General features: G+C 31.2%; 23 protein-coding genes and 1 pseudogene. 8 read left to right on the forward strand and 16 right to left on the reverse strand.

Features of this window, described 5'->3' with window-relative positions; all coding sequences use genetic code 11:
• Positions 1-53 precede the first annotated feature (53 nt).
• The 7 genes and pseudogenes from C7958_RS00445 to C7958_RS15810 form a co-directional block, all read right to left on the reverse strand.
• Positions 54-2,348 (reverse strand): S8 family peptidase, encoded by a 2,295-nt coding sequence (locus C7958_RS00445; protein WP_111570694.1) that lies wholly within the window; start codon positions 2,346-2,348, stop codon positions 54-56.
• Positions 2,341-3,483 (reverse strand): AAA family ATPase, encoded by a 1,143-nt coding sequence (locus tag C7958_RS00450; RefSeq protein ID WP_111570695.1) that lies wholly within the window; start codon positions 3,481-3,483, stop codon positions 2,341-2,343. Before C7958_RS00450 ends, C7958_RS00445 begins: the two co-directional genes overlap by 8 nt.
• A gap of 257 nt (positions 3,484-3,740) precedes the next feature.
• A complete protein-coding gene (locus C7958_RS00455; RefSeq protein WP_111570696.1) occupies positions 3,741-6,086 on the reverse strand; it encodes a tyrosine-protein kinase family protein in 2,346 nt (781 codons plus the stop codon).
• A gap of 222 nt (positions 6,087-6,308) precedes the next feature.
• On the reverse strand, positions 6,309-6,737 hold the full coding sequence (locus tag C7958_RS00460; RefSeq protein ID WP_111570697.1) for an N-acetyltransferase: 429 nt from the start codon (positions 6,735-6,737) through the stop codon (positions 6,309-6,311).
• Between the two features lie 94 nt (positions 6,738-6,831).
• Positions 6,832-7,878: an LD-carboxypeptidase gene (locus C7958_RS00465; RefSeq protein ID WP_181453797.1), complete on the reverse strand. Its 1,047-nt coding sequence runs from the start codon at positions 7,876-7,878 to the stop codon at positions 6,832-6,834.
• Positions 7,879-8,184: 306 nt separating this feature from the next.
• A pseudogene (locus tag C7958_RS00470) lies at positions 8,185-8,821 on the reverse strand (Vat family streptogramin A O-acetyltransferase).
• A 49-nt stretch (positions 8,822-8,870) separates the two neighbouring features.
• The gene (locus tag C7958_RS15810) at positions 8,871-10,013 is read right to left on the reverse strand and encodes a YecA family protein (RefSeq protein ID WP_111570699.1); all 1,143 of its coding nucleotides are present in this window, start codon (positions 10,011-10,013) and stop codon (positions 8,871-8,873) included.
• Between the two features lie 269 nt (positions 10,014-10,282).
• Here C7958_RS15810 and C7958_RS00480 point away from each other — a divergent pair, with 269 nt between their 5' ends.
• Both C7958_RS00480 and C7958_RS00485 read left to right on the forward strand, forming a co-directional pair.
• Complete coding sequence (locus C7958_RS00480) at positions 10,283-10,537, forward strand: AbrB/MazE/SpoVT family DNA-binding domain-containing protein (RefSeq protein ID WP_111570700.1); 255 nt, start codon at positions 10,283-10,285, stop codon at positions 10,535-10,537.
• Positions 10,530-10,844, forward strand: coding sequence for a type II toxin-antitoxin system RelE family toxin (locus tag C7958_RS00485; protein ID WP_111570701.1), 315 nt, complete (start codon positions 10,530-10,532; stop codon positions 10,842-10,844). The genes C7958_RS00480 and C7958_RS00485 overlap by 8 nt, the downstream gene beginning before the upstream one ends.
• A gap of 220 nt (positions 10,845-11,064) precedes the next feature.
• Here C7958_RS00485 and C7958_RS00490 read toward each other — a convergent pair whose 3' ends face one another.
• Both C7958_RS00490 and C7958_RS00495 read right to left on the reverse strand, forming a co-directional pair.
• The gene (locus tag C7958_RS00490; RefSeq protein WP_111570702.1) at positions 11,065-11,478 is read right to left on the reverse strand and encodes a hypothetical protein; all 414 of its coding nucleotides are present in this window, start codon (positions 11,476-11,478) and stop codon (positions 11,065-11,067) included.
• A gap of 127 nt (positions 11,479-11,605) precedes the next feature.
• Positions 11,606-13,480 carry a polysaccharide biosynthesis protein gene (locus C7958_RS00495; protein WP_111570703.1) on the reverse strand — a complete coding sequence of 625 codons (1,875 nt, stop codon included), beginning with the start codon at positions 13,478-13,480 and terminating at the stop codon, positions 11,606-11,608.
• Between the two features lie 288 nt (positions 13,481-13,768).
• On the opposite strand from C7958_RS00495, the gene C7958_RS00500 reads away from it, so the two are divergent.
• From C7958_RS00500 to C7958_RS00510, 3 genes are read left to right on the forward strand one after another with little or no spacing between them, the layout of a single operon-like run.
• Positions 13,769-14,809: a hypothetical protein gene (locus tag C7958_RS00500; RefSeq protein WP_111570704.1), complete on the forward strand. Its 1,041-nt coding sequence runs from the start codon at positions 13,769-13,771 to the stop codon at positions 14,807-14,809.
• Complete coding sequence (locus C7958_RS00505; protein ID WP_111570705.1) at positions 14,796-15,335, forward strand: replicative helicase loader/inhibitor; 540 nt, start codon at positions 14,796-14,798, stop codon at positions 15,333-15,335. The genes C7958_RS00500 and C7958_RS00505 overlap by 14 nt, the downstream gene beginning before the upstream one ends.
• Positions 15,336-15,671 carry a hypothetical protein gene (locus C7958_RS00510; RefSeq protein ID WP_111570706.1) on the forward strand — a complete coding sequence of 112 codons (336 nt, stop codon included), beginning with the start codon at positions 15,336-15,338 and terminating at the stop codon, positions 15,669-15,671. It abuts the gene before it with no gap.
• Positions 15,672-15,713: 42 nt separating this feature from the next.
• Here the strand turns inward: C7958_RS00510 and C7958_RS00515 are convergent, their stop codons facing one another.
• The 4 genes from C7958_RS00515 to C7958_RS00530 all read right to left on the reverse strand — a co-directional run bounded on the left by C7958_RS00515 (position 15,714) and on the right by C7958_RS00530 (position 16,669).
• Entirely contained in the window at positions 15,714-15,893 is a 180-nt protein-coding gene (locus C7958_RS00515; RefSeq protein WP_111570707.1) for a YvrJ family protein, read from the reverse strand.
• A gap of 81 nt (positions 15,894-15,974) precedes the next feature.
• The gene (locus tag C7958_RS00520) at positions 15,975-16,166 is read right to left on the reverse strand and encodes a hypothetical protein (protein ID WP_111570708.1); all 192 of its coding nucleotides are present in this window, start codon (positions 16,164-16,166) and stop codon (positions 15,975-15,977) included.
• Positions 16,141-16,359, reverse strand: a complete 219-nt coding sequence (locus C7958_RS00525) for a hypothetical protein (protein WP_111570709.1) — start codon at positions 16,357-16,359, stop codon at positions 16,141-16,143. The genes C7958_RS00520 and C7958_RS00525 overlap by 26 nt, the downstream gene beginning before the upstream one ends.
• 112 nt (positions 16,360-16,471) lie before the next feature.
• Complete coding sequence (locus tag C7958_RS00530; protein WP_111570710.1) at positions 16,472-16,669, reverse strand: hypothetical protein; 198 nt, start codon at positions 16,667-16,669, stop codon at positions 16,472-16,474.
• Between the two features lie 143 nt (positions 16,670-16,812).
• Here C7958_RS00530 and C7958_RS00535 point away from each other — a divergent pair, with 143 nt between their 5' ends.
• Positions 16,813-17,493 (forward strand): hypothetical protein, encoded by a 681-nt coding sequence (locus C7958_RS00535; protein WP_133960273.1) that lies wholly within the window; start codon positions 16,813-16,815, stop codon positions 17,491-17,493.
• Between the two features lie 51 nt (positions 17,494-17,544).
• Positions 17,545-17,712, forward strand: coding sequence for a hypothetical protein (locus C7958_RS15545; RefSeq protein WP_166668467.1), 168 nt, complete (start codon positions 17,545-17,547; stop codon positions 17,710-17,712).
• Positions 17,713-17,859: 147 nt separating this feature from the next.
• On the opposite strand, the gene C7958_RS00540 is transcribed toward C7958_RS15545, so the two are convergent.
• Positions 17,860-18,993, reverse strand: a complete 1,134-nt coding sequence (locus tag C7958_RS00540) for a DUF6765 family protein (RefSeq protein WP_111570712.1) — start codon at positions 18,991-18,993, stop codon at positions 17,860-17,862.
• 265 nt (positions 18,994-19,258) lie between these two features.
• On the opposite strand from C7958_RS00540, the gene C7958_RS00545 reads away from it, so the two are divergent.
• Positions 19,259-19,507 carry a hypothetical protein gene (locus tag C7958_RS00545; protein ID WP_111570713.1) on the forward strand — a complete coding sequence of 83 codons (249 nt, stop codon included), beginning with the start codon at positions 19,259-19,261 and terminating at the stop codon, positions 19,505-19,507.
• A gap of 89 nt (positions 19,508-19,596) precedes the next feature.
• Here the strand turns inward: C7958_RS00545 and C7958_RS00550 are convergent, their stop codons facing one another.
• Together C7958_RS00550 and C7958_RS00555 are read right to left on the reverse strand one after the other, a co-directional pair.
• The gene (locus C7958_RS00550) at positions 19,597-20,145 is read right to left on the reverse strand and encodes a hypothetical protein (RefSeq protein ID WP_111570714.1); all 549 of its coding nucleotides are present in this window, start codon (positions 20,143-20,145) and stop codon (positions 19,597-19,599) included.
• The gene (locus tag C7958_RS00555) at positions 20,126-21,268 is read right to left on the reverse strand and encodes a helix-turn-helix domain-containing protein (protein WP_111570715.1); all 1,143 of its coding nucleotides are present in this window, start codon (positions 21,266-21,268) and stop codon (positions 20,126-20,128) included. Before C7958_RS00555 ends, C7958_RS00550 begins: the two co-directional genes overlap by 20 nt.
• Positions 21,269-21,444 lie beyond the last annotated feature (176 nt).

Below are 21,444 nucleotides of genomic sequence, written 5' to 3' on the forward strand. Positions count from 1 at the left end.
TATTATATCTTTATTTTTAAGCCAATGCAAATAATATTTATCAAACTCCCTGATTAATATCGCTGTCTTACCTGCTGTTTCAATTTTAAATTATTAAAAGTAAATGCATTCTGTCTTAGTTGATTAACTACATCAGTATATATGTCTGCTCCCTCAGGATCAATAATTGTTATGACAAGAACAAATCTTTGTTTTGCAGTATTATTTTCATTCCTGTTCAGAAAATCTACTCTTAATTTCCAGTCCTGATTTTTTATACCCCTGGGAATTTTTCTATAATATGATTTTATAGGCGACCATTTAAAACCATTTTGAATTCTCTCTTTTTCATATTTGCTGTCCCAATTTTTTTCTAATGGTACTTCACCGGAATAATCAAATTTCAACTCACCATTTTCATTAATTTCTTTATAAGTTCCTAAAGAAGCATTGATATTAACCCTACAATATTCCTGACCAAAATTCGGATCTAAGGGAGGATCATACGCTAAAGTCATATATATTTCACCATACCACTTATTATTTCTCAATAATGACTCGGGATATGGAAAATCATAAAGTTCAAGATGCTCTCCCTTTTTGATAAGCTCATTAAAAATTAAGGTAACCTTATCATTTCTGCAGCTTAAAATATCAGCTGGTAATATATTAGGGTGTCCGAAACCATAGTATTTATTTTCTTCATCTTTATTAATCTTAACCGAATTGGAAAGTCTAGCAGAATGTATTAATAAAGCTTTTGAAGTCAATAAATCCTGGTTGTCCAAACTATTATTTATAGCAGCATAAGTATTAGTAACTAAAGGGGTAGAAAAACTGGTACCAATATTTTCAAAGATAGAACAATCTTCGCCAAGAGAAAAAACACCTAAATTATTACAGCTCCATTCACTATCTAAGTTACCTCCATAATCTACTACCTCAGGCTTAATTACATAGTTTGCTCCAGGTCCACGTCGACTAAATGGAGAAGGTTCATGTTTTTTTACAATTGAATTATCGGAATCTTTGTGAGCAATAGAACCAACTGTGAGAGATCTTATTGAATCAGCTGGAGAAGTAATTCTATCATTTTCACCCAGATCTTTAACAGGGGGCCAACTTCTAAATGGAGGAGTATTATAATTGCCGCTTGATAAAATAAATTTAACCTCATATTTATCCGATAATTCATCTAAAAAAACAGCTAAATCACTAATTTCATCATTCTTGCACATAATACTGGAACCTAATGATAAATTCCAGATCTTAACTTCATTTGAATACTTAGGGACAACTTCATTCATAATCTCTATAAATTGGTCTTCTGTTAAATGATCTACTTTACCATATTGAGGATCATCATTTGGAATAACAACAACATCCAAAAATTTAAACTTTTGATTACTTCTATTTTTAAAATTATTAAAAATATCTCCATACTGAATTAACCCCGCTACAAAAGTACCATGTTGATTATTTTGATATTCTTCCGGCACAAAACTTTCTCTTGCATATATCCAGGGCTCTAATAAAGGATGGTCTGCCTTTATCCCACTATCAACAACACCGATAACGGGGTATTCACTTTTACCAGGCTTCTTATATTCTGAAGGATCAATACTTTTGACTGAATAACTTTTGATTGGCGCAGTATTGATAGTTCTAATAGGAGAAATAGTTTTAAGCGCACTAAATCCAGCTATATTATCCAGACTATTTTTGTCGCAATTATTTACTTTGAAGGTTTTAAATAAATCACTGAAACTTATTTCTTCCAAATTATCAATAAGGTTATATTTTTCTAAAAGCCTATAAAAATTTTGGTGTGAATTTTTATTATCCTGTTGATTATCAAAATTAAATAATTTTAATTTTACTGGTCTTCCTGAGTTTATTTGTTTATACATTTCTTCTTTAGAAAACTCAGAAAAAATGTCTTCAGAAGTATAAGGTAATATATTATCAATAACCGTTAAGTTAGACTTAAATTTTTCAGTACTATTATTCTTCATTTCACTAATAACCGTATCAATTCCAGTCTTAGTTAACTTAATAAAAATTTCATCAAATGTATTACTGCCAATAATAGGACAAGTATCAGGGTTAAATATTTTATTGGGTTTATGAGATTTAGCAATTGCTTTATTCTTTATTTTTATTTTACCGACACAGGGTACTTCAGGAAATTCTTTGAAATTTTTTGAATAATATTTATTAAGACTAACAAATTTATCCGACAGGCTTTTTCTAAGCTCTGGTGTCACTTCCCCAAAAAACTTAGTCTGACCTCCCCCGGTATTTTTTGTTTTATCCTGTTTTCTAGAAAAAACTACTTTAATCGGCAATCTTTCATTCTTATCACTCACTATTCTCACTACCTTCCCGGATTAACTGACCAATATATGCCTTTGAATATCCAAGCAATTTAGCAATTTTAGAATAACTAAAAATTTTATCATCAATATTCCTTAAATAAATAGATATTTTTTTTGCCCTCTCTCTATCAGAAAGATCAGTCTCTGAATCAAAAAAATCTATATAAGAAAAAAATCTTTTAACTAAAATTTTAACATTAAATTTATTATCCCTAATAATACTATCCCTTAAAGAACTATTACAGATATCCTCAATCTGGGCTCCAGTTAAATCTTTAAAAATATGAGCTAAGAGCTCATAATCCATTTTATTTAACTTGTCTGTTCCTAAAAAAAGTCTTATTAGTTCTTTTCTAGATTCAAAAGAAGGTTTTTTGATATTTAAAGTGTAGTCAAATCGTCTCCAGACAGCAGGATCTAGTAATTGTTCATGATTAGTGGCAGCAATTAAGATGTGACCTTCATTAAGAAAATCAATATTCTGCAGCAGACTGTTAACAACCCTTTTTAATTCACCCAGCTCATTTTTATCATCTCGCAGTTTGGCCAGTGCATCAAATTCATCTAAAAATAATATACAGGGAGTTGTCTCTACATATTCAAATAAATATCTAATATTTTTAGCTGTATTACCTAAATAAGAAGAAATAAGACTATCCAGTCGGGCAACTAATAATGGAAGCCCTGTTTTTAATGAAAGATAGTGAGCTAATTTTGTTTTTCCACATCCAGGTGGGCCATAAAATAATAATGTATTTGGAAACTCTAAACCAGAAGCAGCAAGTAAATCACTTTTTTCATAAGCTAAAATGAATTCTTCTATTTTTTCTTTTTCTAATTTATTTAAAACTATGTCCCCAGAAATTTCTTCTGGCATTATTACATCAGCCATAGATAATCTTGACTCCTGATCAACCGGAACATTCATAATTGAATCTAAATTTTGCGCCGTCATATGTTTTTTAGTATTGTTAGAAGAAAGAGCTTTTTTTAATTTATCAGCAACTTTATTTTCTCCTTCTTTTTCAAGTTTATTACTGAGCAATTTCGTATAGTTAACAACCTTATCTTGATCTGACTTCAAAGCGCCTTCAATAATTTTCAAAATTTCTAAAGTGTGTTCCAAATTTTATCACCTCCAAATTGTATACAATTTGATTATATCATGTACGATTAATGATGTAAACTTAATTTTATAGCTTTATTTGTATACGATTTTACTCTTTTGGAATACTAATTTCCAAAACAAAAAAATACTCCTGGCAGCTAATAAATAACTCCAGGAGTATTATCTCACTCAATTTTATTTTACTTAATCATTTTAGGACCGTAATCTAATTTCCTTCAATCCTTATTTTCAAAAAAATATTTATTAAGTTTCATCTAATATCTTTCAAAAACACAGCCTAAACTATCTCTACTAATAAGTGACTTTTTGCTCTTTAAGTTATTCTCAATTTCTAATTTTATTGTTTCACTTAAAATTTCTGCTACTGAGATAGGGTTCATCATATTTTTTGATTCTAGTAAATCATAAAAATAATCTATAACCTTTTTAGAATAAATTTCAGGATTAATTCTAATTCCCCAGAATAAATTTAACAGATAGTCTGTTCTGATTTCTACACTGTTGGCAAAATAATTGTTCAGATTGAACTTTTCACTAACTTGATTCTTATTTTCTTCATTTTCTTTTCTTTTAAATTCAGCCAGTTTTTCTTCAAAAGTAGAAACTTTATTGGTCCGATTAATAGCATATAAGTAATCTTCCAGATTACTGGAAACCGAAAGTAAGTAATCTAATATCAGCCTTTTTAGATCATCTTTTTTCCATTCAAGCTGATAAACTCCAAGTAAATCTGTAAATAATTCCAGATTGTTTTTATAATATCTATCAGATACAATTATTTTCAGATTAAGCTTCGAAAAGTGTTCTCTAATAAATTCAACTGCCGAATTTAATATATTAATTTTTTCAGCGGTTAAATAATTATTTCCGAAAATATTTAGATTAATAACCAAATTTATTTCTCTTCTTACATTATTGATCCTGTTTCCAGTTTCATTTAAATAAAAAATATCATCTGAATCTTCTGCAACCAGAGTCAAATCTTTAATTTTTTGAATCCGATCATCGAAATCAAGCTCTATAAACTCACTTTTTATTCTAGAATAATCCTCCTGAATAAAGTTATCAGCTGTAAAAACCATTTTTGAATCATCTGATTTCAATACCTGTAAAGTTACATAATAAAAATAACTTAATACATCAAATAAATCTTCAAATTGATTTTCAGCAAGAAAGTTATTATCCTCAATAAAAACGAGTTTGTTTTCTACTAAAGCTAATAAAGAGCTCCCCTTTTCCTCTCGCATGGGGGTAATTTTATTGAAATTATCTATTAATCTCGAAAATCGTTTTTCTATTATTTGAGAGTCAGCAGCTATAAAATTGTATTTATTACTCATTACCTTTTTTTCGGCCTCAGTTATATAAAATTCCTTACTTATATTATCTAACAGCTGCTTTAACACTTCTTTTTTATCAATATAATCTGTAATATATGTTTTATTAATCTCTAATTGATCTTTTTCTAAAATAAAATCTGCAATCTCCTGATACTCACTTAAGAATTTATCATTAGGAAAATCCTTAATTACAGCTAATCTTGGATTATACACGATCGAGATGAATTCCTGCTCAAGCCTTAATTCTTCAAATAATTCTTCTGCATAATCAAGACCCTCATCAGCTTCAACTCTAGAAAAAACAACTGTAAATTTCTTCAACTGCATATTTTTCATTAAATCAACTATTGTTCGAGTTCCAGTTATGTTTTCCCTATTTGGATAAGTAAAAAAGAATACTTCATCCGCAATATCTAAAATAGAAAAAGCTCCCCAATCATTGATACCAGTTCGAGAATCAATAAGTACAATATCTATCTCTAATCTTTTTTGCAATTTTTCTAATAGAACAGTTAAATAGTCTCTCCGGGAAAGAAATTTAGGTTTTAACTGAGTTAATTTATAAATATACTCTGCAGACATTATTCCAGCAGGGATAGTATACAAATTACCGGCAAGTGTTTCATCTACCTGGATATTACTAACAATATCATCAATATTTATATCTTTCTCTTCGCCGGCAAATTCCTGTTCATAAAGATAATCAACAATCCCTTTGTCCAGTTCAATTTTATTAGAGAAAATATCATATAAACTTGGAGCTTCAATGTCTAAGTCGAGCATTAATACATTTTTGCCTTTTTTAGCTAAAAGATAAGCGGTCTGAACTAAAGCAAGAGTTCTCCCAACTCCACCTTTATACGAATAAAAAGATATAAGGTGAGGCAAATCATTTTTTACTTTTTTATCTTTAATTTTGGCATCAGCTTCTAATGATTTTATCATGCTCTCCCAGTCAGAAAATCCATCTTTTTTAGTTGAGGGTTTTTTGATTCCAGAAAAATCAGCATCTTCAACACTATAAAAGGTAGTAAATCCTTTATGGTAGAAATCATCAAGTTTCTGAAAAGAGCTCTCTATAAATTTTAAAGATTCTGATTCATCATCTTCAAATTTATTACTAACAATAGTTAAATCTATTCTGCCTAGAGGAGTTACATTAATATCTATCCATTCAGCATCTTTTTTTATAAAGTGATCTTTCAGTGCTTTTTTGAATTTCTTTAAACTGCTCAACCTTTTATTTAATTTACTATCCATAATAATCAACCCTCAATCCTTTGCTTTTGCTCATTTAGCCAGTTATTATTGTTACATATTATTATTTTGAACTAAACTAAAAAATTAAACATCCCTGGATTTGTTCTTGTATATTTACTGGCGTGAAGCTTAGTTTGTTACATCTGGTTTGGTTTGGCTGCAATCCAGATGACAAAAGGCATAACGTCAATCTCATCTTATATGACAACTAGCAGTAATCTATTACTTTTTCCAGATCATTAAATATTCTTCTTCTTTTAGTTTTTTATCTACCAATTCTTCTTTTATTTCAAACCCATTTTTTGAATAAAAATTATAAGCTCTAATATTTTTTTTAAAAACTTTTAATTCTATATAATCTCTATCCTTTTTTACATGATTTAATAACTCTTTACCAAAACCTCTGCTTTGAAATCTGGCATCGACAAAAATTGCAGCTAAATAGTTATCCAGCATTGAAATAAATCCAGATAACTCATTATTATTTTCTATAACATATGTTTCAGAATTTGGAATATATTTTTCCTTCATATCTGCTTTTGCTGATTTCCAATATTTTTTATCAACAAAATTATGAGCTTCTAATGATACTTCATACCATAAATCCACTAACTTATTAATATCATCTTTACTGCTTCTCCTGATTCTCAATTTGATCTTCCTTTTTTATTAAATTGCAAGTTTTATAACAGAAGGTATGACACTAATCCCCTGTCATATTATAAAGTTTGCTGACTTTTAAAGCTTATAAACCTGATGTTCCTGCTTCATTAATTCGAAATTTATTATTATCACAATCTATTTCTGCCTCTACTCCATATGGTAATATAAACATTGGTGCTGTATGTCCAAAATTCATATTATACATTATTGGAAGATCATCTCTCTTTGCTTCATCTCTTATTACTTTTAAATATTCTTCTTTATATTCTTCATAATATTTCTCAGCTTGCGGCTTGGCTATGATCAAAGCATTTAATCTTTCAAATATACCAATTGCATCTAAAGATCTCAAATATCTTCTAATTTCTATAGGTGTAGGCTTTTCTTCACTAGTCTCCAGAAATAGTATTTTATTTTCCCATGCTTCTAAATCAGGCCATAAAATTGTTCCTCTCAACCAGTCTAAAACCTCTATACAACCACCTATTAATTCCCCCTTAACTACACCCTCACCTTGAAGTAATTCATAGCCTCTTTTTTCTTTATTCAATTCTCTTTTAATTTTACTATTTTCTCTATTCTCCCATGGTAACATTTGAGAAGTCCAGTAGTTACTACTTTCAATTTCTCCTATAGTTTTATTATTAAATAAAACTTTTTTAATCCATTTGACTGTATAATCATGCATTTCAACATTCTCAGCAAATTCTGCTAGAACACTGGGGCCATAATAACTTGTCAACCCAGCCTTATAGCACATAAAATGATTTACTGTTGTATCTGAATAACCCATAAATATTTTAGGATTATTTTTTATAACGTCAAAATCTATGTAGGGAAGTAATCTAAGGGTATCATCACCACCTATGTTAGAAAATATAGCTTTTATTTCTTTATTTTTAAATGCATTTATCATATCCTCAGCTCTTGCTTTGGGGTTATTGCTTAAATATTTACTCCCTTTTAAACTATTAGGCATTTCTACGACTTTTAGTCCAAATAAATTCTCTAGTCTTTTTTTCCCTATTTCATATCTACATCTGAATTCTTTATCTCCTGCCAGCCCTGATGATAAACTTATCGTTGCTATTTTATCTCCTTTTTTTAAACTTTCTGGTTTTATCATAATTAGGCTCCTCTTTAATTATTTGTTAAATCAAATTTTATAAAACGTCCCGAACATTTGCGACATGGCTGTCCTTATTCTTTAGTTTGGCACATCGCTTGCTATTTATCAGCATTTTCAGCTTAAACAACTGCAAGAGATGTGACAAAAGCCATGTCTCAACGGGCGACGGCTATTTTACAGCCCAACATCATACCCAATCAGCGCCAATGCACTATTTATGTGCAGTACCATACTTTAGTTAAAAACTTCATAAATGACATTATTCACTCTAACTATGAAATAAGATTAATGACTATACAAATTAAATTACTTAATAGATTTAATTTTTTTCAGATCAGAACTACAAAGTATTTCTAAATTTGAAAATATTTTTTTTGCTGGCCAATCCCACCATTTTAAGTTCAAAAGATAATCAATCAACTCATCATCAAATCTTTTCCTTATAATTCTGCATGGATTTCCACCAACTATATGATATGGCAAAACATCCTTTGTTACAACAGAATTTGCTGCAATAATTGCTCCATCACCTATTTGAACTCCAGGCATAATAGTTACATTTTGTCCAATCCAAACATCGTTTCCAACAACTGTATCACCTTTAAATGGCAAGTCATCAAGTGAAGGAGTGGATTTTTCCCACCCATTACCCATAATATTAAATGGATAAGTTGTAACAGAATTCATTCGATGATTTGCACCATTCATAATAAACTCTATACCTTTTGCAATTGCACAAAATTTACCAATAATCAACTTATCACCCAAGAAATCATAATGATGAGTAACATGCTCTTCGAATTTTTCTGGTTCATTTTTGTCATCGTAATAGGTATAATCTCCAACAATAATATCTTTGCGAGTTATTACATTTTTAATATAACAAATATTTTTTTAAAGCATCATTCGGATATATTTTATCTGGGTTTGGTCCATATTCCATTTCTACACCTTCCTCTAACCAAACATTAATCTCCAACCTTCATAAATCCTCAGCTATCCTTACCCAGGCAGCACTTCTTATATTTCTTGCCGCTGCCACAGGGACAGGGATCATTTCGGCCAACTTTTTCGCCTTTGACAACTGTCTGTTCACCGACGGAACCATCTCTTTCATTTTTTGGCAGGGGCTGCAGGTGCTTTCTCTCTTCTTCAAACAGCTCCTCTGGAGTATGGCCTTTCAGAATCCACATCCGGGTGTTATTGTGCAGCTCATTCAGCTGCTTCACAAACTTCTGGGTTTGCTTTTCATTTTCAAACTCATAATCAATGGCAAAATCCTGCAGCATCGACATAGTACTAAAATCATTTTTTATATCCAGCTTCATGGTCCAGAGCATATCTTCAGCCTCAACTTCTGGAATTGAAAAATCTTTGATTAACATTTTTTTGAATTTACGCTGCACAAAATTCAACTTTTCCTCTTCATTGCTGCCGGCATAGAGAATGTCCTTTTTTCGAGGTAAATAATAATCTACATTCTGCCTCATCTCGATTTCATCAATTATTTCTTCCGGGCTAATAACTCCGGGATCAAGATAATAATAACCGTAGCGTTCAATTCTATCAGTTGAGAGATATATTTCATCTACTAGCTTTCGCAAATAAAGATAATTTACATCTTTTCCAGAGTTATCATAATATTTTTCATAAAAATCATAAATTTCACTTGCGCTTAAGGCACCATAATAAACCAGCAAACCACTGACAAAAGTCATGATTTCTTTATTTTTCTGAAGCCGTTTTTTAAACTCAGAGTCATTTGTAATTTCTTCAATTTGTGCTGCTAAATCAACCGGGATTCTGACAGTAGTTTCCTCTTCATCATCTATCAGGTCAAGAATTCCCCGATAATAAAAGTTATTTAAAGCCTGTGGTAAAACTTCTTTAAAAGTTACTTTCACTCTCTTCTTCTGCTTCTGTTTTTCAATTACCCTCGCTAAAAAATCAATATTTCTGGGAAGCTGATACTTAAGCCAGTCTTTAAGCTGAGCTTTAATTCTTTCAACGAGAGCCTCTATTAATTCAGACTTGTTTAACTGACTGATTCCGCCAAACTGCCAGTACTGTCTGATTTCAGTTAGTTCCTTTTTGGGTAGAGTCGATAAGTAATCGCCTAAATTTTGCTGTAACATATTTTAACCTCCTGTGCAGCTAATTGATCTTATATTTTAAAATTTTTGATCTATTCATTATTAATTTTAATTATAGCATAACCTTCAGGTCTTCTCCAACAAAAGTGTTTTGGACTGGAGAATAAAAATTGTAAATCAAAAAACTACAAACCAAAATTCCTCCTATTACAGAAAAATTATAACAGTTTCTATTATGAGTTGCTATAAAGTTCTTCATATTATATAATATAAATGTGGGTAAAACCCATAAAATACAGGGTGGTGATAAAATGAGTGATAAATTAGTTGTCAAAGTGGACTCAAGAGGCAGAATAACAATCCCCAAAGAAGCTAGAAAAGCTGCAGATATTGAATCAGGAGATGTACTTTTTATGAATCTCAGCCCCGGAAGAGTAGAATTAACCAGGGCAATTAAAGATCCACTTGTAGAATTAACAGCATATGCAGAAAGTGAATATGAAAAAGGGAATACACAAAATCTGAGAGATTTTGCTGAAGAAGAGGGGATTAAATTAGATGAATAATTATTCTGTTGAGATTATTCATTTAATAAAAGATGACTTAAAAAGACTTAAACATCAAAAAGAAAATGCTATTAAACAAATTATTTCTTTAGAAAATGATCCAATTAAAAAAAGTAAATCTTTATCTGGAAATCTCAAAGGATTAAGAAGTTTTAAGTTCACTTTATCTAATGGACAATATAGAGCAATTTTTAAAATTTTAGAAGATAATAAAGTATGTTTGTTGATTATTGTCGGCAGCAGGCAAAATATTTATCTGGAGGCAAAACGAAGAGTTAAAGCTCTTAAGAAAAACGGATTATTATAAACACTATCCCCAAATTACCGCACTTTCAGAAAAAAGATAAAAGTAAAATATAACTAATTAATAAATCAAAGCCCTCATTAGAGGGCTTTTCTTTACTTATACTATCAATTTCAGTTTTGATATTTGCTTTTACTAGCTCTGTTACCAGATAAAAAAAGAGCAGCCTCTGCAAAAAAATGAGAACTGCTCTTGCTATTTCTTTCTTAATACTTAAGCAACGTTACATACTGTTGATATTTTCCTCGTTTTTTTCTGCCGTTGAATTTTTAAGCTTATCAATTTTCATATTCAGTTCACTCTGGCCAATACTCAGGCGAGCAGTTTGATTATGAATCTTTTTAATAGTATGTCCCATTTCATCAAATCTCTCATCGTGCTTTTTAAGAGTTGATTTGATATTATACAGTTCAATATTCTGCTCTTCAAGAATATTAACCAACTTATCAAAACGTTTATCAACCTGATCGAAACTCTGATCATGTTTGTTTAATTTGTTTTTAACTTGATCAAAATTTTTATCAACCTGGTCGAAACGCTGATCGTGTTTATCTAGTTTATTTTCAACTTGATCAAAACGTTTATCAAGCTGGTCAAAACGGGCCACAAGTGTCTCTAAAATTTCAGCTTCTGACATCTGATCCACCTGCCTTTCTTCGTATTCTCCAGATACTTATAGTATATCGATTTTCTTAGTAATTGGCAAATGATATTTGGCCAGTTGGGCAGGAAAAATGCGGCTTCTGATCTAAGTTGGCACAGAATTAAGAGCTCTTTTTATCCTTTTTAAAATCAATCTTTTTGACATTATCTCGCCTCGGCTGATAGGTTTCTACCAAATCAACCAGAGCTGCAACTATCTCACTACCAGCAGACTTTTCTGCAAGTTTTGTCAGGCGCTTCAGATGTTTATTTAAAAACTCCTGGTCTACAGCTTCTAAATTATTGATAAAAATCCGCTCATGTTCTGTGGGCAGATTATCTTCAGTATCACATAAAAGCTCTTCGTAAAGTTTTTCTCCCGGGCGCAGTCCGATCACCTCAATATCAATATCTTCATAGGGAGTTAAACCAGAAAGCGAAATTAAATCTTCAGCAAGCTCCATAATCTTGACCGGCTCTCCCATGTCCAGGACAAAAACTTCTCCTCCCTTACCTAAAGCACCAGCCTGGATCACAAGCTGAGAGGCCTCAGGAATAGTCATAAAGTAGCGGGTTATATCCTTATGAGTCACTGTCAGCGGACCACCATCAGCAATCTGTTTTTTAAATAAGGGGATTACACTTCCCTGACTGCCCAGAACATTACCGAAGCGGACTGCCATAAACTTGGTCTCAGATTTTTTGTTTATAGTCTGGACAACCATTTCAGCTGCCCTTTTGGAAGCTCCCATCACATTAGTTGGGTTAACTGCCTTATCTGTTGAAATTAGAACAAAACGATCAATTTTAAATTTAGCTGCTGTTTCTGCCAGATTTCTGGTTCCCAATATATTGTTCTTAATAGCCTCTTCCGGACTGGTCTCCATTAAGGGTACATGTTTATGAGCTGCCGCATGGAAGACCACATCTGGAGAATGATCGCCAAAAACTTTCTCCAGCTTATTTTTGTCCCTGATGCTTCCGATGATGGAGACTAAATCTAAATTAGGATATTTATCGCGCAAATCTCTTTCTAAAAAATAGGTAGTATTTTCATTAATATCAAAAATAATTATTTTTTTCGGATTAAACTTGGCAACCTGACGGCAGAGTTCAGAACCGATTGAGCCCCCACCACCACTGACCAGCACAGTTTTGTCCTGCAGATAATCAGAAATTTCATCAGTAATCAAATCCACCTGATCCCGGCGCAGCAGGTCTTCTACCTTTACTTCCCGGATCTGATTTAAGGAAACATCACCTTTTAGAATTTCATAAACTCCAGGTACAATTTCCACCTTGACCTCTTTTTTATTGCTCAGCTCATAAAAACGCTTAATTGTCTTACCATCGGCAGAGGGAATAGCGATTATTACTTCATCAACATCGTATTCCTCGATCAACTGCGGTATTTTTGAAGATTTACCAAGCACCCGATTCCCGTGAATCTCCAGAGACTGCTTGGCCGGATCATCATCGACAAGCCCCACAATTCTTTTGCCAATTTCCGGATGTTTCTGCATTTCTCTAATTATCATTTCTGCAGCATCACCGGCTCCAATAATTAAAACTCTGCTCTGAGATTTATGAGTCTGATTGCGGTTTAAATGATCTTTGAGCAGGCGAAGTCCAAACCTCATTCCTCCGAGCAAAAAGATATCCGACATTAAATTAATGGCGATTATGCTGCGGGGAAAAGAAACTCTAAAGAAATAGATATAGATTACAAATATTATATTGATTACTATTGTGGCTTTAAAAATAGAATAAAGCTCGGACATGCTGGCATACTGCCACATCTTATTATAGAGTGCTGAAAAATAGAGGACAAAAAATGAGATAACTGTAATTGCCAGCAAATATTCAATTCTAAAATACTGCATCCAGGCTTCATCAAAACGCAAAATAAAGGAAAATAGTACTGCCAGATTAACTAAAGCCAGGTCAATGATAATTAACCTCGGCTTTTTATATAATTTTAAAAGATATTCAATCATTTTAAACTCAACCCCCGATTTAAATTGCTCCCTGCTTATAACTAATTATATTATATTGCAATTTCTTTCTTAATTCAATTGATTCGACAATAATAGTGAAAAGATGTGGCAATCTCTGGCCTCCCCTACACATTATAATATTTACTATCTATAAATAATTACAAAATACTGTTAAAAAATTTTCCAGCAAATGCTATAATATCTAATATGAAATTTGCAGAAAGGAGGACTCCATATTTTTATTTTAAATTGTGATAAAATTCTTAATAAACAGAAAGGATGATTTAAATGGGTTATAACAGGATTCAGGATAATTTTTGGATTGATGAAAAGGTTAAAAACTGGGATTTTAAAACGCGGATGATCGCCCTCTATTTATTAAGCAATCAGCACAGTATTTCCGAAGGACTTTATCACCTGCCTTTAAGTTACATGGCAGAAGATATGTGCTTAAAAAAGGAAGAAATTCTGGAGGGGGTTAATAAACTCAGTGCTGAGAACTTTATTAAATACGATAAAGACAACTCCATTATTTTGATCATCAATGCTTTAAAGTATCAACCTCTAAATAATATTAACCACTACAAGTCAGCATTAAACAAACTGGAGGCTCTGCCGACCTCCCCGCTGCTGCAGGATTTTATTGAACAGGCAGAACTATATAATCCTAAATTTTACAGCTATCTTAAAGCAGAAAGCAAAAAGAAAAGATTCTTAAAAAAGGGCTTCTCAACCAGAAAAAGCAAGGGGCTTACTGCAGATAGAAATAAGGGGCTGCAGACAAACAGTCTGGATGGGCTTTCGACAAATAAAAGTAACTCTCAAGCTCCAGCTCTATCTCCAACTCTAACTCAAACTCAAGCTCAAATAAAAACAGAGTCTGGAAAAAAGGAGGAGGCAGAATTTTTAGAACAGATAAACTCAGATGATAATTTTAAAAAGGCAGCTGAACTCGCTTCCTATTTAATTGAGCTGATAGCTGCTAATAATCCCCGGGCTGCTGTTCCCAAAAAAGATCCTGCCGACAGGCTTTTTCTAAAGTGGACAAAAGAAATGGAAAAACTCCACCGACTCGGTCCGGTAGGAGCAAAGGCTAAGGAAAATAAAGGCTACAGCTTTGCAGAAATAGAAGCAATTATCTGCTTCAGCCAACAGGATCAGTTCTGGAAAAACAATATCTTAAGTGCTAAAAAATTAAGAAAACAGGTAATTAAACTGGAAAACAAACTTAAAAGTTCTAAATTTAATGCTCCCAGTCAAAAAAATAATCTCCTAAAGGAACTGTATCTGGCAGCAAAAGAGGAGGAAAACAGCAATGAAGAAAAGTGAAATCATTAAAATCCTGAGTTATTTAAACAACTGCTATAATAACCGCTTTAAGTTTCCAAAGGCCGATGATGACAGTTCGACAATGATGGTGGAGGTCTGGTATGATCTCCTGAAATCATATCAGTACCAGCTGGTGGTGGCAGCGGTGAAAAAATTGATTATCAATCAGCCGCAATGGCCCCCCACTCCCGGCGAAATAGTTAAGGCAATAGAAATACTAAAACAACCAGAGTCAGCTAAAATCACAGCCGGAGAAGCATGGTATCTGGCTTTAAAAGCTGTGCGTAAATTTGGCTACTATAACCCTGGGGAGGCTATGGAATCTCTGCCGCCTGCAGTTAGAGAAGCTGTCCGCAACTTTGGTGGTTTTACCGCCCTCTGCCACAGTCAGGAGACAAGTTATGTTAAAAATCAGTTTATCAAAATTTATCAGGAGGTTAATTTTAAAAGAAAGGATACTGCTTATCTACCCCGGCCTTTTAAGGAAAAACTGCTCTTAATCCCAAAAGAAAAGGAAGTGGAGTAAATGCGCAAAGAAAAATATAGCGAGGAAGAATTATATCAGCTGCTCTGGCAGAAAGCAGAAGAAATAGAAAAAGTTCCCGGAGCAAGAGAAATCAACAGTGATCCTTTTCTACCTGACTACGAAGTTTTTACTGACTGCTTTGGTAATTTTAGAAAATCAAAAAGGCTGCAAAAACTGGTAGAAAAGTTTACTGATCTGAGAAGAAAAAATCGCTGTTTTTGTATTGACTGTCCCCAGGATGAAAACAGGTGTAAAAAAGATGTAAGGATCTGTAAAACTAAATTTACTAATAATGAATTGAGACTTTATTTTATCATATTTGATCAAATTTGCTAATCACTCCTGCAGTCCCTGTTTATTCAGGGGCTGCCCCTTAATTTAAAGCTCTTTTTCTTTTTTAAGTCTTCTCAATTCAGCTGATTCGACATTGCTGAGAATAATCAGGGTGTCGATTGATTCTTTGAGACCTCTGATCAGTGTTTCCAGACGAATGAGCAGGTAAATCGATAAAACCATGGGAAAACCATAAGTACTAATTAAGTTGAATAACTGTTCCATATAAAACATCTCCTTTCCGAACTAATGTTTGGGTTAATGGTATCACCTTAGTTCAAAAAAAGGAAGGCTGGTTTGTAAGTATTAGGAATCTAAATCCATTTCCTGTGTAATTTCCTCAGATGAGGAAAGTCTAAAACCTGATTCTTCAGCAGCTTTAATTTTATAAGCTCCTGCATTATACATATTCTTTTCAAATTCCTCTATACTTAGATTATTAAAATGTTCTTCTATATTTTTAATTCTTTCTTTAAAAGTGCGCAGGGGAATCGCCATCTCTATAAGCCTTATCTATTCTTTTAAGATTCTGATCATGAAGTTCAGGAATGAAAATTTCGGATCCACATTCATTGCAATAAGCTCTTTCTGCCTCATATTCAAATTCCAGACCCCGAACCTCTTTTTTCTCAACTGACTTTTCAATATGATACTCAACTTCTTTTCTGCATTCAGGACAAAAATTTCTCATTTTTTTACCCCTTTCAAAGTCCAATATAACAAAATTAATTATAATTATTAGGAATACTCAGTCCCTCGATATTTCTGCTTTCTGCTTCTTCTAAGTGAAGTATTGACCCGTCTTACAGCATAAAGTTTAAATCCAGTAATTCTAAATTTGTCCCAATCTCAGCAAATTCAATTTCAAATATAGCTTCAATAATACTATCTGGTATTTCTGGTATATCTAAAATTTTATTTATATACATTTTATGGTATAATAAGAAAAAGGAGGTTATATAAAATGAGCTTCTACAAAAGATTATTTTTTCTTTTACCATTTATTTTTTCATCCTTATTTTGGATATTCTCTTTATTCAAAAGTATCCTCTACGACAAATTCATCTTTAAATATATCCATTATGAAAAAAAGATTTTTAAAAGATTATATTATCTTTTAAGTTTCATCTGGATTTCAGCTTTTATGAATATTTATTTTAAAGATTTAATCCAATTTAGTAGTGAATATAATATTAACAGCAAATATTTTGTGATTGGAATTTTAATATCACTGATATTAGCAGTTTTATTCTGGGATTTCTTTTTCATTTCCTGCAAATCCATCAAAAGTTTATCCTTTAAAGATTTCGAATTCACAACTGAAAAAGCTAAAGAAATAGTAGAAAAAAATGTTTTAACTAAAAATAGAGATATAAATTTTTTGCAGAATATTATAACTACAGAAAACTCATTATTAATAAATATGGATAATTATATAAATGAGCTGGATGAATTCTCCCAGCAAATGTATATTAAGTTAATAAAGAAATATATTGCTTTACGAAATAATAAAAAAATCACCTTTTTTAGATTGGAGTATTATTTTTTAAATGAAATTGGATTTAAAAAAATAAAAGATGAATATAACTTAAGCAAGCATGATTTGGCTTTACTAAGAGAAAAATTTAATCAAGAAATAAGCAGTGTTTATATAATAGATTCAAAATATAAATTAATAAAAATCAACACTCTGTTCATTGAAAATGATATCATATTTAAAATTAAAGATACCTATAATTTAGAAGATGAACATCAAATAATACAAAATATCATTTCTCATCTAGATAATAAAATCATAAATTTAGATAGAGAAATTTCCGGTTGAAGTTGAAACAAAAATTTTAATATATTATAATAAATATAGGAGATGATTAATATGGATGCTAAAAAAAGAGAAAGTTTAAAAGATGCGATGGCTATTTATGAGAAAAAAAGCAAAAATAAAAAATTGAAGTCTCCTTCTTCGACTAATATAAGAATTAAACATGACATCTCTTTCAAAGAAAATGAACGGATTTTAAGAGAAGAAATATTAGCTAAATAATAACTACAAGCCCTCATTAGAGGGTTTTTGTTTTATAAAAAATAATAAACTCTGCAAATTGGAGAATTTCATCCTGAATTGGCCTAATAATAAAAATTAATTAGGTATCGAACATTCATGTCGCGGTACTTTAACAACCTTTTAAAGCTAATTATAATTATTAGGAATACTCAACCCATTCTTTTCTGCTGCTTTAAAAAATGCTTTTTTATACCACTGGATTCCTTGATAGTATTGATACCAGTTGCTCTGCAGAAAATCATCAGCTAAATGTACCCCATTAACTATTCTTTTTTCAAAATCACAGTTAATGAAATCTTTAAAAGCTTCTTTTAACCAGATATTATGATCATATTCAATAATATTTTGATCTGAAGAAGAAAACAGCCCCTTAGTAAGCATAAACTCTTTCCAGTCAGCTATTCGCTCCTCCTCAACTTTTCTAGCCGTAAGAATAGAATTAAATTCTGCACAATCTATTTCAACAGTTGAATCATCTCTATACTGTTCATTATTTTCTAAAAAATTCTCCAAAATATCTTTAATTTTTTTAAAGGCCTCAATAAACCTTTCATTATTCTTAACTCTGCTAACTTGATATTGACTTGAAAAGTTATCAGTTGCATCATATTCATATCGCCACTCTAAATAAGGAATATCAGGATAAGAATAAACCTGACCATGACCATAAGCTGGAACCACCGTATCCCTTTTCTGCTCTGAAACAAGGGGCAGAAATCTAACCCCTATTTGTTTCCAACTTTTTTCTTTTATTAACTCTAATATTTTGGACGGTATTTTATTGTTTTCTCTAACACCTTCTACATCATTTACCTTGCTGGCTATACCAGAAAAGCCCTGGTGAGAATAAGTATCTGCATAAGCATGGAGAGTAATCCCTAGTTTAATAGGATCAGCATTATTTACTGCTTCCTCAACTATAGTTTCAATTATTTTAGATTCTTTTTTGCAGCGCATTTTTTTAGGAAAGTTTTTACCTTCACAGCCAGGGACAAAATGAAAAGCAGAAGTATTGGCTGTCATAGAAGAATAATTATATGTACTTAAATCCGAATAACTGTGACACGTAGCAGCATTAATAATTTCATCACCAAGTTGAGAAAGCAAATCGGAAGGGTTATCAGCAGCAAGAGTAATTTTATTTACTTTGGCATCATCAACAAACTGAGAGGCATAAGCTATTTTGTGGGCAGTTTCCTTTTCTATTCCAACAGAACGGGCCATTGCCAGCAGAGCATAGTAATGAGCATCTTTTTTCATTAAAATCACCCTTAATTTTTATTTGATAGATTCTCGATTGGAATAACTGAAATATTTACCTGGTTAAAGAAAGAATTTAAATTAGATTATTAGTTGTTTATTAATCTATCTACTCAAATTATAATACATTTGTTCGTCTAATTCAAGAAAATCCTTATAATATATTTTTTATATACTAAAACACCAAAGAATTTTCTTCCAACTCTTTGCAAATTAATTGGTCAGCTATTAAAATAAAATTACAGTAAGTGAAAGAGGTGGTCTTATGAATATAAATCTAGAAGATATTTTTGAAGTTGTCGAAGAACCAGAACACTCAAAAAATGTTTTATTAAGTTTTCAGGAAAAATATAATATTGATTCAGAAGAGCTCTATCTATTCTATCAACAGAACGGAATTAATTATGAAGAATTACCTGCTACAGAAGATGATTTTAAATCATGGATTCACCATTTTATTATCTTTAAAGAAAATGGTGGCGATCCCTGGGAATTAAAAGAATCGGATATCTGAGAAGAAAATGCTAACTATCAGAACAAGGAGGAAAACTACTCTTCGAATTTTATGACTCCAGTGGGAGTAGTAATCTTATTATTTCTGTATCAAATTTTATAATAAGTATATATTTCACTCTTTAAATAATTAGACAGATAACAGCTTGAATCTTCTGAAAATAGAAATTCTAAACAATCTTTAAGCTGACTAAATTCTATAATTCCATTTTCATAAGCAGAAATGATTATTCCAAGAGTGCCAGTAACTTTGATATCATAGTTTTTACAGATATCTCTAACTGGCTTATCATTACTTACTGCCAAAAGATCACCTTCACCAGCAATGGCAATAACAATTCTATCATATTCAGATAATCTTTTAGCTGTATTATCATCTGAATCTTCAAGCTCAATAAAAATATTATATCCCAATTCACTCTCTATTGTGCCTTCAATAAATTTTAAGCTTCCTAAATCATCATAAATATTTTCATCTTCTAAAACAGGTGTTGGAATTTTTACTTTTTCAAATAACTGATTTAAAATAGAAATATAATCAAAGCTTAAGGCTGCTGTTATCTCCATAAAATCAGTTAGTATATTATTATCGACTACTATAGTTTCTCCTTTAAAGTTTTTAAGCCGTTCTGTATTCATAATTCTTCCATTTTTTAGCCAGTTTTCTCATTTCTAAAACTGAAATATTTAATACTTCTGCAGCCTTATTAATGGTTATTTCTTCTTTGATAACTAATTTTCTAACCAGAGCAAATAGCTTTTCATTTTTTCTTACATAATCTCTCGGTTCTGGTTCTTTTTTATCATATCCAGCTTCTTTGAGTTTTTTGAATAAAGCACCTAATATTTTACCATTTATATAACCATATTTATTTAAAATCATGATCAGGGATTTTGCACTAACACCAAATTCTCTCTTCTTCTCAATAATCAGGTCCAGATCAATATATCCATCAAAATAATAATCATAATTTTTTAAAACTTTAGCAGGCACTAAAAATGCCATTGCAAAATGATCTGCTGCTTTTTCTCTTATATCTTTTATCCGAGTGTTAGCATATTTTAAGTCACTAATATCTTTACTGTATTGATCACGGTGAAGAATTAAGTGCCCTAATTCATGGACTGCAGAAAAGATTTTTCTTTCTTCGGGAATATCTCTGCTGTCATTGATAAAAATATAAGCACCTTTATCTTCAGAATAAGCAGAAACAGCATCTAAATTAGCATTTTTTATTTCCTGAGCAATTACATTAATATTATTTTCTTCAAAAAGAGTAAAGACATTGATATTTAATGCATCATCTACCCCCATATATCTTCTCTGTTTTTCTGCAATTTTATCTATCGCGGTTTTTTCTTTTTCATTTAATTTATTACCTTCGATTTTTAGTTTATATTCTTCTGGTAAATAATCTTTTACTGGGTCATCACTCAGTTCTATAATTTCATGATATAATTTAAATTTCTCTGCAATTTTATTTTTTAATTTGTCATCAAAATTATTTTCTGGATCATCGGCTCTAAACATAAATGATACTTTTTCTCTTTTTGATTTTTCGCTTAAAAAGAAATCAATCTCTTTATCAAAACATCTGGCTAATTTGTATAATTTGCCGCTGTCCATTACTCTTTCTCCATCTAAATACTTTGCAAAAGTCTGTCTGGTAACCCCTATGATCTCTCCCATTTCAGTCTGGTTAAGGTTGAATTCATCCTGCAGCTCTTTTAAATTTTTAGCTATTACTTCTGCCACTTTCATAATGGCACCTCCCCATTAATGTTAATTTTATATAACTTCTATTGAAATATCAAAAATATATTTGTTATACTATATTAACATTATAACACTAAATTCTGAAAAATGAAATGATTACTTAAAAAAACTCACCTATTACAGTGAGATTAGAAATCAGACTAAATCTATCTTTACCTAAT

The sequence above is a fragment of the Halanaerobium saccharolyticum genome (genome assembly GCF_003259895.1).
Lineage (GTDB): Bacteria > Bacillota > Halanaerobiia > Halanaerobiales > Halanaerobiaceae > Halanaerobium > Halanaerobium saccharolyticum_A.